The sequence below is a fragment of the Streptomyces polyasparticus genome, assembly GCF_014493765.1.
Classification (GTDB): Bacteria; Actinomycetota; Actinomycetes; order Streptomycetales; family Streptomycetaceae; genus Streptomyces; species Streptomyces polyasparticus.
In genome coordinates this window covers 1-14,224 of record NZ_JACTVJ010000008.1, presented here as the reverse complement: position 1 = coordinate 14,224, position 14,224 = coordinate 1, and the positions used below count along the sequence as shown (strand labels likewise).

Sequence of the window (14,224 nt, the reverse complement as noted above, 5' to 3'; positions counted from 1 at the left end):
AGGCAACGGGCAAAGTTCCCCGACCTGATGGGCATACATCGAGGACGCTTGGTAACTGGGCGGACATGCCAGCGGCGGTACCGACATCGGTACCGCCGCAACCCTTTGTCAGGGAGTCATCCGCGTCCCCCGTCAGAGACTCAGGCCGCGCCCCGCTGCAGCGCCTCGCAGACCGCCGTCGACTCCCGCACTCCCAGCTCAACCGCCTTGGCACAGTGCCCGATCCAGGCCGCCATCCCCTCCGGCGTACCGGAGACGTAGCCCTCCAGAGCTGCCACATACGCCGCACGCCCCAGCTCCGCATGGCCGACCTCGGCCGGGCAGATCGACTTGGGGTCGAGCCCGCTGCCGATCAGGACGATCCGTTCCGCGGCCCGCGCGACCAGGCCGTTGTGCGCGCCGAAGGGGCGCAGCGCGAGCAGTTCGCCGTGCACCACCGCGGCCGTGACGATCGCCGGCGCCGAGCTGCCCGCGATGATCAGTTCGGAGAGGCCCTCAATGCGCCCGGCGACCTCGTCCGCCTCGGGCAGCGGGAGTTCGACCAGCGGTTCGTCGACCGGCTCGCCCTTCTGGCGCGGCCGCCCGACCGTGTCCTCCTGGGTGCCCGCCGCCACCAGGTGCAGCCGGGCGAGCACCCGCAGCGGCGACTGGCGCCAGATGGAAAGGAGTTGACCGGCCTCGGCGGTCAGGCGCAGCGCCGCACCGACCGTGCGCGCCTCGTCGTCACCGCTGAAGTCGCTGCGTCGCCGCACCTCTTCAAGGGCCCAGTCCGCACCGGACAGCGCGGCCGAGCCGCGCGCACCGCGCAGCGCCGCCTCGGAGGTGACCGCATGGCTGCGCCGTCGCATGACCCGGTGACCGTAGACCCGGTCCACGGCCTTGCGTACGGAGTCCACGGAGTCGGCCACAGTGGGCAGCTCGCCGAGGGCGGCGAGCGGATCGGCAGTACTCATGAGTAAGACCCTACGCAGCAAAGCCGCCGGGCCCACGAAGGAGTGGCCTTCTTCACTACGGAGCACGGCTCCACGTCACTGCAGAGCACCCGCCCCACCCCTGTAAAGCAGCACTACAGAGCCCCGCTCCAAGCCATCACCATCACCGCCGTCACCGCCAGCGCCCCGTACACCGCCGCCGCCACTCCCAAGCCGAAGCGCAGCAGGCCCTGCTCGGTCACTCCGGCAGATTTCGCCCGGTCGCCCGCCACCGCCAGGATCAGCATGATCATGGGCAGGGAGGTGAAGACGGCATGCCCCGCCGCACTGTTCTGCAGGGCCGCGAACCATGCCTCGAGACCCGCGCCGTCAGGTGCCAAGCGCTCCTGCAGCGGCAGCATCAGCGCGTTGCCGCCGACGTTCGACCCGGTGACGAAGCCGCCGAGCATCCCGAGCGCGGGCACCACCAGCGCGATGGCCGCCGGCGGCGCGCCCGTCACGGCCGCGCCCAGCTCGCCGATCATGCCGCTGTCCGCCATCAGGCAGCCGAGGACGACGAAACCGGTCAGCGCAAGCAGCGGCCGGCCGGCCCGGGCCAGTGCGGCACGCGCGTCCGCGCCGCTCGGGCGGCCCCGGTCAAGGAGGAGCGCGGCGGCCAGCAGGGGCAGTCCCGGTGACGAAAGGACCGCGAAGCTCGCACCGCCCGCGTGGAGTTCGAGCGGCGCGACCCCGGCGGCGGTCGCCGTGCGCAGAACGGCGATACCGCCCAGGACCATGCCGTACGCACGCAGCACCGTCCCCGGCGGCAGCAGTGGACCACCGTCGGGGGCACCGGATCCGTCGGGGGCACCGGACCCGTCAGGGGCGCCCGACCCACCGGGCCGCACCGCGAGCCGCCGGCGCCGTGCCGCGCACAGGAGCAGCCCCGCCGTCGTGACCAGCAACCCGGCCAGCACCCCGGCCGGTTGCACCATTCCCGCCCGGCCCAGTGCAAGGAGCCCGAGCGACAGCGCTCCGCCCGCGGCCCCCGCCACGACGGCCGTACGGAACCGGTGCCGCGGCCGGGCCAGCAGCGCCGCCCAGACCGTGACCAGCGGGAACACCAGGGAGCTCGTGATCGCGGTGGCCGTACCCAACTCCGCTGTGCCCGTGCCGGTGAGGGCCGCGCCGATGACGGTGGCGAGGCCGAGGGTGCCCCAGGGCATGATGTTCATGCCGAGCATGGCCTGGCGCAGCGCGGTCGCGGGCGGCGCGAGGGCGAGAAGGACCGGGACCGTGACGAGCAGCGACACCCCGAAGCCGGTCAGCGACTCGACCGTGGGCGCGATGCCCGCCACCACGAGCGCGATCTTCGCGGGTCCCGGCAGCGGCAGCCCCCGTACCCACTCCTGCAGCGACCGGTGCACCCCGTGGCGGGTCAGGACCTGGCTGAGATAGACGCCGGGCAGCATCACCGCCGCGGCGTTGAGCACAAGCAGTCCCGCACCGCCGGCGCCGGCGGTCAGCGCGTCGCCCGGCAGGGCGAAGTCCGGCACCCACCAGATCAGCAGCGCGGCCGCGACCGCACCGACGGCCGCCGCCACGTGCGCCGGGCGCCGCAGCCCGGTGATCATTCCCAACACCATGACGAGCGGTGACACCGCCATCGCCCACACCATCGCACTGCCTTTCGTTCGCGTCCCGGCAGCCTCGCGGTGCGGCGGGGCACGGGTCTTGAACGAAAGTCGCGGTCTACTCCCGGCGCGGGGAACGTCAGGGTGCGCGCGGAACGTCAAGGTGCACGGGGAACGTCAACGTGCGCAGGGAACGTCAGCGTGCACAGGGAACATCAGGGTCGAATCGCCCCGGGTGTGGTCCCGAAGTACCGCTTGCAGATACGTGTCAGATGGGCCTGGTCGGAGAAGCCCGCGGCCGCCGCCACCTCGGCCGGCCGGCCCCCGCGCAGGAGCATCCGCCGGGCCCGGTTCGCGCGCAGCCGCAGCAGATAGGCGTGCGGCGGCAGCCCGTACGCCTGCCGGAACGCCGCGATCAGGGACGCGCGCGGCATGCCGGTCGCCGCGCTGAGCTCCGCCACGGTGACGGGCTCGGTCCACCGGTCGTGCAGCACCTGCCGCGCCAGGTCCGGCCCGCGGTGTCCGCCCTGCCGCCCTGCCGCCCGCGCCGGCCCCGTACGCGCATGTCGTCCCAGTACCGCCCCCAGCCCGTCGAGCAGCAGTGACTCCGCCGTCAGCGGATCGTCACCGGCCACCTCCTGCGCCGCGTGCACACGGCGCAGCCGGGCGAAAAGACCGTCGTCCCGTACGGCCGTCTCCGGGAACCACACCTCCCGCGCGCCCAGCCGCTCGCGCGCCAGTTCCTCGACCATGCCGGTGTCGAAGTAGAACATCCGGTAGCGCCACCCGGCCTCGTCTGCGGCGAAGCCGGTGTGCACCTGCCCCGGGTTGATGATCACCAGCTGCCCGGCCGGGATCACGACCTGGCCACCCGCCAAGTGCAGCCCCTCGGCCCCCTCTTCGATGACGCCGACGGACAGCTGCTCATGACTGTGCCGGTCGAAGGCGAACCGCTCGAACCGTGCCGCCAGCAACTCCACCTGCGAGCTGCCCTGAGCGGTCCACAACCGCGCGTGCTCTCCCCCACTCCCCATGCCCGGCATGCTCGCAGACCGACGCCCCCGCCCTAAGGCCCGTCTCACGCCGCCGCCGGGGATCGGGCCGTCCACCCCACGAAGGAGTGGTCTTCTCCACGCGAAGCGGATGCGCAGTGCATTCATCCCACTACGCTTGGTGAACATGAAAATTGCTTTCGTCGGGAAGGGCGGCAGCGGCAAGACCACGCTGTCCTCTCTCTTCATCCGCCACCTCGCCACCACGGGCGCCCCGGTCATCGCCGTCGACGCGGACATCAACCAGCACCTCGGTGCCGCGCTCGGACTCGACGAGGACGAGGCCACCGCCATGCCCGCGATGGGGGCGCGGCTGCCGCTCATCAAGGACTACCTGCGCGGCAGCAACCCGCGGATCGCCTCGGCCGAGACGATGATCAAGACGACACCGCCCGGCGAGGGTTCGCGTCTGCTGCGGATCCGGGAGGACAACCCGGTCTACGAAAGCTGCGCCCGCGAGGTGGAACTCGACGGCGGCACCGTCCGTTTGATGGTCACCGGGCCCTTCACCGAGTCCGATCTCGGCGTCGCCTGCTATCACTCGAAGGTCGGGGCGGTCGAGCTCTGTCTCAACCATCTCGTCGACGCCCGCGACGAGTTCCTGGTCGTCGACATGACGGCGGGATCCGACTCCTTCGCCTCCGGCATGTTCACCCGCTTCGACATGACGTTCCTGATCGCGGAGCCCACCCGCAAGGGCATCTCGGTCTACCGGCAGTACAAGGAGTACGCCCGCGACTTCGACGTCGCCCTCAAGGTCGTGGGCAACAAGGTGCAGGGGCAGGACGACATCGACTTCCTCCGGGAGGAAGTCGGCGAGGACCTCCTGGTGACGGTGGGGCACTCGGACTGGGTGCGCGCGATGGAGAAGGGCCGGCCGCCCCGGTTCGAGCTCCTCGAAGCGCCCAACCGTGCCGCGCTCGAGACCATGCGCACGGTCGCGGACGCCGCGTACGAGCGCAGGGACTGGGAGCGGTACACGCGGCAGATGGTGCACTTCCACCGCAAGAACGCGGCGAGTTGGGGCAACGCGAAGGCCGGGGCCGACCTGGCTGAGCAGATCGACCCCGGCTTCGTGCTGGATGAGCGTGCGGTGCTCTCAGTGAGCTGAGCAGCGCCCTTTCGTCAGTGGCCCGCTCCGTGGTCCGCCGGCTTCGCCGCCGGTGCACCCGGGACGCCCTTCGGGGCGGGGGCGGGCTGCTGACCCGAGAGGAAGGCGGCCCAGCCCTCCTGCGGCGCCTGGCCCACCTTGAGCGTGGTCATCTTCTCCAGGACCTGCGGGTCCTGAGCGTCCAGCCAGTCCGTCAGCTGGCGGAAGGACACACAGCGGACATCGCGCTTGGTGCAGACGCGCTCGATCGTCTCCTCGATGGCGCGCATGTACGCGCCGCCGTTCCAGGACTCGAAGTGGTTGCCGATGATCAGCGGTGCGCGGTTGCCGTTGTACGCGCGCTCGAAGCCCGCGAGCAGGCCGTCGCGCATCTGGTCGCCCCAGTACTCGTGCATGGACGGGTCGCCCTGCGTCGTCGAACCCGACTGGTTGACCATGAAGTTGTAGTCCATGGTCAGCGTCTCGAACTTGCGCCCAGGCACCGGCACCAGCTGCATCGACAGATCCCACAGGCCCTGCTTCTTCTTGGGCCAGACCTGGTCGTTCACGCCGCTCGTGTCATAGCGGAAGCCGAGCTCGCGTGCGGCCCGCGTGAAGTTCTTCTGCCCTTCCAGGCAGGGCGTACGGGCGCCGATCAGTTCCTTGTCGTAGTCGAACGGGAGCGGAGCGGCCTTCATGGAACCGGAGTTGGTCTTCCAGTTCTTCACGAAGGACTTGGCCTCCGCGATCTCGTGCTTCCACTCCTCGACCGACCACTCGCCGACTCCGCCGCCCTTGCCGCAGAAGTGGCCGTTGAAGTGGGTGCCGATCTCGTTGCCCTCGAGCCAGGCGCCGCGCAGCTGCTCCACGGTGTCCTTGATCCCCTGGGCGTCGCCGAAGCCGATGTCCGAGCGTCCTGCCGCGTGCTGCGGCGGCTCGTACAGCTCCTTCTTGTCCTCGGGCAGGAGGTATACGCCGCTGAGGAAGTACGTCATGGTCGCGTTGTTGGCCTTGGCGACCTTGCGGAAGTGCGAGAAGAGCTTCTGGCTGTCCTCGCCCGCGCCGTCCCAGGAGAAGACCACGAACTGCGGGGGCTTCTGGCCCGGCTTGAGCCGCTCGGGCACGGCGAGGTTCGGCTGGCTTCCGGTGTACGCGGTCGAGCCGTCGCCGATCGGGCGCAGCACGCTGCCCGGCGCGGGGACCTTCGGGGCGTTCTGCGCACCGCCGGCACCCTCCTTCTTGACGCTCTCGCCGGAGCCGGACTCTCCGCTCGAACAGCCGGCCAGCGCCACGGCGAGTGCCGTGCTCGCGGCCAGGCACGCGGCGAGCCTCTTGGTGGCGGCCATGCGCCCACCTACTTCCTTCGGATCTCGGGTGGTCGGGGTTGGGGCGCGGCCAAGGTCGCATGCGACGCAGGGTGAATTGGTATGACAAGCCGATGAATTTACTCATTCACTCTTGAAGGTGAATGATTACCCCATTTGCCCCGATAATCCGGCCGAGCTCTTTACTCTCCATTACGATCCGTTTACCGAGAGTTGAGAAAGATCCCGCCGCTGTACGCCGTGACCCACGGCCGCGAACACCCCCGTCCATGGCATCGGGGGACCCCTAGCGACCGCGTAGCCCCGGAGGAGACGGGAACCTATGTCTGCCTATGTCCCCACCCGTACCGACAGCTCTTCGCCGGACCCGGAGGACGGTGGACCGCACGGTCCGCCGAAGACGGCACGCCGCCGCCGGTTCCACCTGGCGGGCGCCGATGTGTCCGCCTCGATCTCCGTGTTCCTGATCGCGCTGCCGCTGTCTCTCGGCATCGCCCTCGCTACCGGCGCCCCGCTCCAGGCGGGTCTGGTGGCCGCCGCCGTCGGCGGTCTCGTGGCCGGCCGCTTCGGCGGATCGCCGCTCCAGGTGTCGGGCCCCGCGGCCGGACTCACCGTGGTCACCGCCGACTTGATCCAGCAGTACGGCTGGCGCACCACCTGCGCCATCACCGTCATGGCGGGTCTGGCCCAGCTGGGCCTGGCGTATCTGCGCGTGGCCCGTTCCGCGCTCGCCGTGAGCCCCGCGATCGTGCACGGCATGCTGGCCGGTATCGGCATCACCATCGCCGTGGCCCAGCTGCACATCGTGCTCGGCGGCTCGCCGCACAGCTCGGTGGTCGACAACGTCCGTGAGCTGCCGAGCCAGTTGGCGGACATCCACCCCGCCGCGCTGTCGATGAGTGCGCTCACCCTCGTCGTGCTGCTCGCGTGGCCCCGTATCCCCGGCGCCTTCGGGCGGGGGCTGCGGAAGATTCCCGCGGCGCTCGCCGCGGTCGCCGCCGCCACCGCCGCGGCCGCGTTCGGCGGGCTGGACCTGCCGCGGGTCGACCTGCCGTCGTGGAGCAACCACGCGCTGGTCGGACTGCCCGAGGGGCCCGTACTCGGCCTGATCGCAGCGGTGTTGACGATCACCCTGGTCGGCAGTGTCGAGTCGCTGCTCTCCGCGGTCGCCACCGACAAGCTGGCCTCCGCGCGCAGGGACGCGATGCCCGTACCGCGTGCGGACCTCGACCGCGAGCTGCGCGGACAGGGCATGGCGAACATCGTCTCGGGTTCGCTCGGCGGGCTGCCGATCACCGGTGTCGCGGTGCGCAGCACGGCAAACGTCCGGGCGGGTGCCGTCAGCCGCAACTCCACGATGTTGCACGGCCTGTGGATCATCATCGCGGCGCTGCTGCTCGTGCCGGTGCTCGATCTGATCCCGCTGGCCGCCCTCGCCGCCCTGGTGATGGCGATCGGCATCCAGATGGTCTCGATCAACCACATCCGCAGCGTGACCCGCCATCGCGAGGTCCTGGTGTACGCGGTGACCACGGTCGGGGTCGTCTTCTTCGGCGTGCTCGAAGGCGTGGCCGTCGGCATCGCGGTGGCCGTCGGGGTCGCGCTGCACCGGCTCGCCCGTACGAGGATCACGTACGAGGAGCGGGCGGGCGTCCACCATGTGCGGATCCGCGGCCAGTTGACCTTCCTCGCCGTGCCGCGGCTGACGCGGGCGCTGCACCAGGTGCCACCCGGGTCCGAGGCGGTGGTGGAGATCGACGGGTCGTTCATGGACCACGCCGCGTTCGAGACCCTGCAGGACTGGCAGGACGCGCATGCCGCGCGCGGCGGAAAGGCGGAGCTCACCGGGCGTTCCGGGCCGCTCGCCGCTCCCGCGCGACAGGACGGGAACGACCACTCGTGCTGCGGGCCCTGGACCCCGTGGCGCAACCACAGCTGCACGCCCGAGCGGACGGCCGACCACGGGACGCGTCAACTGGCCAGCGGCATCAGCGCGTTCCAGCGCAACACGGCTCCGCTCGTGCGCAGCGAGCTCGCCCGGCTGGCACGCGAGGGGCAGCGGCCGCAGCAGCTCTTCCTGACCTGCGCGGACTCCCGGCTCGTCACGTCGATGATCACGTCGAGCGGTCCCGGCGACCTCTTCGTCGTCCGCAATGTGGGCAATCTCGTGCCGCTGCCCGGGGCCGAGAGCGGGGACGACTCTGTGGCCGCGGCGATCGAGTACGCCGTGGACGTGCTGCGGGTGCAGTCGATCACCGTCTGCGGGCACTCCGGCTGCGGGGCCATGCAGGCCCTGCTCAACACCCCGCCGGATCAGGCCGATTCACCGCTGCGGCGCTGGCTGAAGCACGGGCGGCCGAGCCTGGAGCGGATGGCGGGCAAGGAGCACGCCTGGGCGCGGCTCGCGGGGCGGGCGCCGGCCGACGCGGTCGAGCAGCTCTGCCTGACCAATGTGGTGCAGCAGCTGGAGCATCTGCGGGCGCATCCCGCGGTGGCCCGGGGCATCGAGGAGGGCCGGCTCGCCCTGCACGGGATGTACTTCCACGTGGGCGAGGCGCAGGCCTATCTGCTCGCCGAGCCCGAGCGGCTCTTCGACCGGGTGGCCGAGGTCCAGGAGGCATCACCGCAGGCCGTGACCACGACGGCGGGCCGATAGCCGCCGCCGGGCGCGGTTGAACCGAATCCCTTTCCCGTACGTGCCAGGGTGTGGCTCCAGTGCATGGGGCCACACCCTCACACAGGTCTAAACCAATCAGCCGTAGGCCCTTGTCACCGGCAGGGTCCGTCTGATGAGCTGTGGCCTGGGACACAACGGACACCCACCCTGGGAAAGGGAGATGTCGTGAGCAACGAATCCTTGGCCAACCTGCTCAAGGAAGAGCGCAGGTTCGCGCCGCCCGCCGACCTGGCCGCGAACGCCAACGTCACCGCGGAGGCGTACGAGCGGGCCAAGGCCGACCGGCTGGGCTTCTGGGCCGAGCAGGCGCGCCGGCTGAGCTGGGCGACCGAGCCGACCGAGACCCTCGACTGGTCGAACCCGCCCTTCGCGAAGTGGTTCGCCGACGGCAAGCTGAACGTCGCGTACAACTGCGTCGACCGCCACGTGGAGGCCGGCAACGGCGACCGCGTCGCCATCCACTTCGAGGGCGAGCCGGGCGACAGCCGCGCGATCACCTACGCCGAGCTCAAGGACGAGGTCTCCAAGGCGGCCAACGCCCTCACCGAGCTGGGTGTGGAAAAGGGCGACCGCGTCGCGATCTACATGCCGATGATCCCGGAGACCGCGGTCGCGATGCTGGCCTGCGCCCGGATCGGCGCCGCCCACTCGGTGGTCTTCGGCGGCTTCTCGGCCGACGCGCTCGCCACCCGTATCCAGGACGCGGACGCCAAGGTCGTCATCACCTCCGACGGCGGCTACCGCAGGGGCAAGCCCTCCGCGCTGAAGCCGGCCGTGGACGCGGCGATCGAGAAGGGCGCGGGCGTCGAGCACGTACTCGTCGTGCGCCGCACCGGCCAGGAGGACATCTCCTGGACCGAGGGCCGCGACGTGTGGTGGCACGAGCTGGTCGACGGCCAGTCCGCCGAGCACACCCCCGAGGCCTTCGACGCCGAGCACCCGCTGTTCATCCTCTACACCTCGGGGACGACGGGTAAGCCGAAGGGCATCCTGCACACCTCCGGCGGCTACCTCACGCAGGCCGCGTACACGCACCACGCCGTCTTCGACCTCAAGCCGGAGACCGATGTCTACTGGTGCACCGCCGACGTCGGCTGGGTCACCGGCCACTCGTACATCGTCTACGGGCCGCTGGCGAACGGTGCCACGCAGGTCATGTACGAGGGCACCCCGGACACCCCGCACCAGGGCCGGTTCTGGGAGATCGTGCAGAAGTACGGCGTCACGATCCTCTACACCGCGCCCACCGCGATCCGGACGTTCATGAAGTGGGGCGACGACATCCCCGCGAAGTTCGATCTCACCAGCCTGCGGGTCCTCGGCTCCGTCGGTGAGCCGATCAACCCCGAGGCCTGGGTCTGGTACCGCAAGAACATCGGCGGCGACCGCACCCCGATCGTGGACACCTGGTGGCAGACCGAGACCGGCGCGATGATGATCTCGCCACTGCCGGGCGTCACCGAGACCAAGCCGGGCTCCGCCCAGACCCCGCTGCCGGGCATCTCCGCCACCGTCGTGGACGACGAGGCGAACGAGGTCCCCAACGGCGGCGGTGGCTACCTGGTCCTCACCGAGCCGTGGCCGTCGATGCTGCGCACCATCTGGGGCGACGACCAGCGGTTCATCGACACGTACTGGTCGCGCTTCGAGGGCAAGTACTTCGCCGGCGACGGCGCCAAGAAGGACGACGACGGCGACATCTGGCTGCTCGGCCGCGTGGACGACGTGATGCTGGTGTCGGGTCACAACATCTCCACCACGGAGGTCGAGTCCGCGCTCGTCTCGCACCCGTCGGTCGCCGAGGCGGCGGTCGTGGGCGCGGCCGACGAGACCACCGGACAGGCGATCGTGGCCTTCGTGATCCTGCGGGGTTCGGCCGACGCGGAGGCCGAGGGCCTCGTCGCGGACCTCCGCAACCACGTCGGTGCCACCCTCGGCCCGATCGCCAAGCCCAAGCGGATCCTGCCGGTGGCCGAGCTGCCGAAGACCCGCTCCGGCAAGATCATGCGGCGTCTTCTGCGGGACGTGGCGGAGAACCGTGAGCTCGGTGATGTCACCACACTCACCGACTCCTCCGTGATGGACCTCATCCAGACCAAGCTCCCCTCGGCGGGCTCGGAGGACTGACCCCCGTAGCGCTGCGTACACGAAGGGCACCCGGCAACGCGCCGGGTGCCCTTTTCGTACGTAAAGTGAAGATCGCCAGATTCGTCCCTGTGGGCGCCCTGTAAGGTGATGCGAAAAGTTCCACAGGGTGTGCCGGGAAGTCTGGTCGGCGACTGCATTTCGCGATCCGTCGTGCCGTACCGACCCGGAGGTCTCCCCGTGGCCGCGCCCAACAAGAACAACCGCAAGGTACTCGGCAGGCTCTCCCTGCCCGAGCGGACCTTCATCGCGGACGCGCTGCGGACCGAGACCGTCGGCGGCGTGCTGCTGCTCATCGCCGCCATCGTCGCCCTGGTCTGGGCGAACACCCCGCTCAGCGACAGCTACGCCTCGGTGCGCGACTTCCACATAGGCCCCGCCTCGCTCGGCCTGGACCTCTCGATCCAGCACTGGGCCGCCGACGGACTGCTCGCGATCTTCTTCTTCGTGGCCGGTATCGAGCTCAAGCGTGAGCTGGTGGCCGGCGATCTGCGCGACCCCAAGGCCGCGATCCTTCCGGTCGTCGCGGCGCTGTGCGGAATGATCGTGCCCGCGCTCGTGTACGTCCTGACCAACGTCACGGGCGACGGGTCGCTGAAGGGCTGGGCCGTACCGACCGCGACCGACATCGCGTTCGCCCTCGCCGTACTCGCCGTGATCGGCACCTCGCTGCCGTCCGCGCTGCGCGCCTTCCTGCTCACCCTCGCCGTGGTCGACGACCTCTTCGCGATCATGATCATCGCGGTCTTCTTCACGGACTCCCTGAACTTCGCCGCACTCGGCGGCGCCGTCGTCGGCCTCGCCGTCTTCTGGCTGCTCCTCCGCAAGGGCGTACGCGGCTGGTACATCTACATCCCGCTCGCCCTGGTGATCTGGGGCCTGATGTACAACAGCGGCGTGCACGCCACCATCGCCGGTGTCGCGATGGGCCTGATGCTGCGCTGCAGCCGCAAGGACGACGAGCAGCACTCCCCCGGCGAGCACATCGAGCACCTCGTACGGCCCCTGTCGGCCGGGCTCGCGGTGCCGCTGTTCGCCCTGTTCTCGGCGGGAGTCTCGGTCTCCGGCAAGGCGATCGGCGATGTGTTCACGCAGCCCGAGACGCTCGGTGTGGTGCTCGGTCTCGTGGTCGGCAAGACGGTGGGCATCTTCGGCGGTACATGGCTCGCGGCCCGCTTCACCCGGGCCGAACTCAGCGACGAGCTGGCCTGGCCCGATGTGTTCGCGGTCGCGTCGCTCGCCGGGATCGGCTTCACGGTCTCGCTGCTCATCGGCGAACTCGCCTTCAAGGACGACACGGCGATGATGGCCGAGGTCAAGGCGGCCGTCCTGCTCGGCTCGCTGATCGCTGCCGTACTCGCGACGGTGCTGCTCAAGCTGCGGAACGCCAAGTACCGCGCGATGGTCGAGGACGAGGAGCGCGACGAGGACCTCGACGGGATCCCGGACATCTACGAGCAGGACAACCCCGAGTACCACCTGCGGATGGCCGCGATCTACGAGAAGAAGGCCGCCGAACACCGCCGTCTCGCCGAGGCGAGCGCCGCACGAAGCGCCGAACTGAGCCCCGCGGGAAGCGGCGAGGACACCGGCCCGGCACGTCGCTCCTGATGAGTGTGGACGAGACGCTGGCCCGGGCGGACGCGGATCTGGCCACCGGGCGGGTGCCGGTGGCCAGGCAACGGCTGCGCGACCTGGTCGCCGCCTACCCGGCGGACCTGCCCGTACGGCGCCGCCTGGCCGAGTTATACCGCCTGTACGGGGACCGGCGGAGGCCGGGCGGTGGATATACCTGGAGGCCGACCGGGACCCCGAGGAGACCGCGGCCTTGGTGGTCCCGGCGGACCCCAGGCGAAGCAGAAAGTCCGGCAGTCCGGCATGATCTGACATTGCCGTACTGCTGTACTGCCGTACTGCCGTACTGCCGTGACGCCAGATCTGAAGAGGGAGACCGCGATGAGCGACGCCGTTGACGGCGACCGCAGCCTGGGGCAGCTGGTCGCCTCGGCTACCAGCGAGATGTCGGCGCTGATCCATGATGAGATCGCGCTGGCGAAGGCGCAGTTGCGCAAGGACGTGACGCGAGGGGGCATCGGCAGCCTCGTGGCCTTCGTCGCCGTGGCCGTGTTCATCTTCTCCCTGCCGATGCTGAGCTTCGCGCTCGCGTACGGGATCAACAGTTGGACCGGCGGGTTCAACGGCAGCGGCGGCTGGAATCTCGCCTGGTGCTTCCTGCTCTCCTTCGCCGCGAGCGTGGCGCTCACCCTCCTCCTCGGCCTCGTCGCATGGATCTTGTTCAAGAAGGCCCAGAAGGACGAAGGCCGCCAGAAGGTCGCCGCCTCCGCCAAGGAGACCGCCGCCGTGCTCGGCAACGTCAAGCCGCATCCGCGTCCCGTCACCGCCTCGGCCAGGGGTGAACTCACCCGCGCGGTCGAGGACGCCAAGCCTGTGGCACGCTCGTCTTCATGACGGACCCTTCCGCGACATCGGTAGTACGCCTGGACGGCCCCTGGACGCACCGAGACGTCGCGGCGAACGGGGCCCGTTTCCATATCGCCGAGATGGGAGACGGGCCGCTCGTCCTGCTCCTGCACGGCTTCCCGCAGTACTGGTGGACCTGGCGCCACCAGCTGCCCGCGCTCGCCGAGGCCGGCTTCCGCGCGGTCGCGATGGATCTGCGGGGCGTCGGCGGCAGCGACCGTACGCCGCGCGGCTACGACCCGGCGAACCTCGCGCTCGACATCACCGGAGTCGTACGGTCCCTCGGCGAGCCCGACGCCGCGCTCGTCGGTCATGACCTCGGCGGATACCTCGCGTGGACCGCGGCCGTGATGCGGCCCAAGCTGGTGCGCCGGCTCGCGGTCTCCTCGATGCCGCATCCGCGGCGCTGGCGTTCGGCGATGCTCGGCGACATACGGCAGACCAAGGCCGGCTCGTACATCTGGGGCTTTCAGCGGCCCTGGCTCCCCGAGCGCCAACTGGTCGCGGACGACGGCGCGTTGGTCGGCGAGCTGATCCGCGACTGGTCGGGGCCGCGGCTTCCGGAGGACGCGGCGGTGGCCACGTATCAGAAGGCGATGAGCATTCCGTCCACGGCGCACTGCTCGATCGAGCCGTACCGGTGGATGGTGCGGTCGATGGCGCGTCCCGACGGGATCCAGTTCAACCGGCGGATGAAGCGTCCGGTGCGGGTGCCCACGCTGCATCTGCACGGCTCGCTCGACCCGGTGATGCGGACGCGCAGCGCGGCGGGCTCGGGCGAGTACGTCGAAGCGCCGTACCGCTGGCGCCTGTTCGACGGTCTGGGGCACTTCCCGCACGAAGAGGATCCCGTGGCCTTCTCGAAGGAGCTCGTCGAGTGGCTGAAGGACCCTGAGCCCGACCGCTGAG

10 protein-coding genes and 1 pseudogene are annotated in these 14,224 nt (G+C 70.3%); 7 read left to right on the top strand and 4 right to left on the bottom strand.

The annotated features are described in order from the left end of the window. Positions 1–140: 140 nt before the first annotated feature. The 3 genes from H9Y04_RS19095 to H9Y04_RS19085 all read right to left on the bottom strand — a co-directional run bounded on the left by H9Y04_RS19095 (position 141) and on the right by H9Y04_RS19085 (position 3,579). Complete coding sequence (locus H9Y04_RS19095) at positions 141–953, bottom strand: Fic family protein (protein ID WP_187815149.1); 813 nt, start codon at positions 951–953, stop codon at positions 141–143. 113 nt (positions 954–1,066) lie between these two features. After that, positions 1,067–2,578 (bottom strand): L-lactate permease, encoded by a 1,512-nt coding sequence (locus H9Y04_RS19090; protein WP_187815148.1) that lies wholly within the window; start codon positions 2,576–2,578, stop codon positions 1,067–1,069. Positions 2,579–2,760: 182 nt separating this feature from the next. Beyond that, positions 2,761–3,579, bottom strand: a complete 819-nt coding sequence (locus H9Y04_RS19085) for an AraC family transcriptional regulator (protein ID WP_187815147.1) — start codon at positions 3,577–3,579, stop codon at positions 2,761–2,763. 145 nt (positions 3,580–3,724) lie between these two features. On the opposite strand from H9Y04_RS19085, the gene H9Y04_RS19080 reads away from it, so the two are divergent. Continuing rightward, complete coding sequence (locus H9Y04_RS19080; protein WP_187815146.1) at positions 3,725–4,708, top strand: ATP-binding protein; 984 nt, start codon at positions 3,725–3,727, stop codon at positions 4,706–4,708. Between the two features lie 14 nt (positions 4,709–4,722). Here H9Y04_RS19080 and H9Y04_RS19075 read toward each other — a convergent pair whose 3' ends face one another. After that, entirely contained in the window at positions 4,723–6,033 is a 1,311-nt protein-coding gene (locus H9Y04_RS19075) for a polysaccharide deacetylase family protein (RefSeq protein WP_187815145.1), read from the bottom strand. 301 nt (positions 6,034–6,334) lie between these two features. Here H9Y04_RS19075 and H9Y04_RS19070 point away from each other — a divergent pair, with 301 nt between their 5' ends. The 6 genes and pseudogenes from H9Y04_RS19070 to H9Y04_RS19050 all read left to right on the top strand — a co-directional run bounded on the left by H9Y04_RS19070 (position 6,335) and on the right by H9Y04_RS19050 (position 14,223). After that, positions 6,335–8,668, top strand: coding sequence for a SulP family inorganic anion transporter (locus H9Y04_RS19070; RefSeq protein ID WP_187815144.1), 2,334 nt, complete (start codon positions 6,335–6,337; stop codon positions 8,666–8,668). A gap of 186 nt (positions 8,669–8,854) precedes the next feature. After that, positions 8,855–10,816 (top strand): acetate--CoA ligase, encoded by a 1,962-nt coding sequence (acs, locus tag H9Y04_RS19065; RefSeq protein ID WP_187815143.1) that lies wholly within the window; start codon positions 8,855–8,857, stop codon positions 10,814–10,816. A gap of 198 nt (positions 10,817–11,014) precedes the next feature. Next, complete coding sequence (gene nhaA / locus H9Y04_RS19060) at positions 11,015–12,445, top strand: Na+/H+ antiporter NhaA (RefSeq protein WP_308801030.1); 1,431 nt, start codon at positions 11,015–11,017, stop codon at positions 12,443–12,445. Then, a pseudogene (locus H9Y04_RS46800) lies at positions 12,445–12,662 on the top strand (DUF6584 family protein); the annotation flags it as partial. The gene nhaA and the pseudogene H9Y04_RS46800, both read left to right, overlap by 1 nt. A 128-nt stretch (positions 12,663–12,790) precedes the next feature. After that, complete coding sequence (locus H9Y04_RS19055; protein WP_187815141.1) at positions 12,791–13,303, top strand: phage holin family protein; 513 nt, start codon at positions 12,791–12,793, stop codon at positions 13,301–13,303. Then, a complete protein-coding gene (locus H9Y04_RS19050; protein ID WP_187815140.1) occupies positions 13,300–14,223 on the top strand; it encodes an alpha/beta fold hydrolase in 924 nt (307 codons plus the stop codon). Before H9Y04_RS19055 ends, H9Y04_RS19050 begins: the two co-directional genes overlap by 4 nt. The last annotated feature ends 1 nt before the right edge of the window (position 14,224 follow it).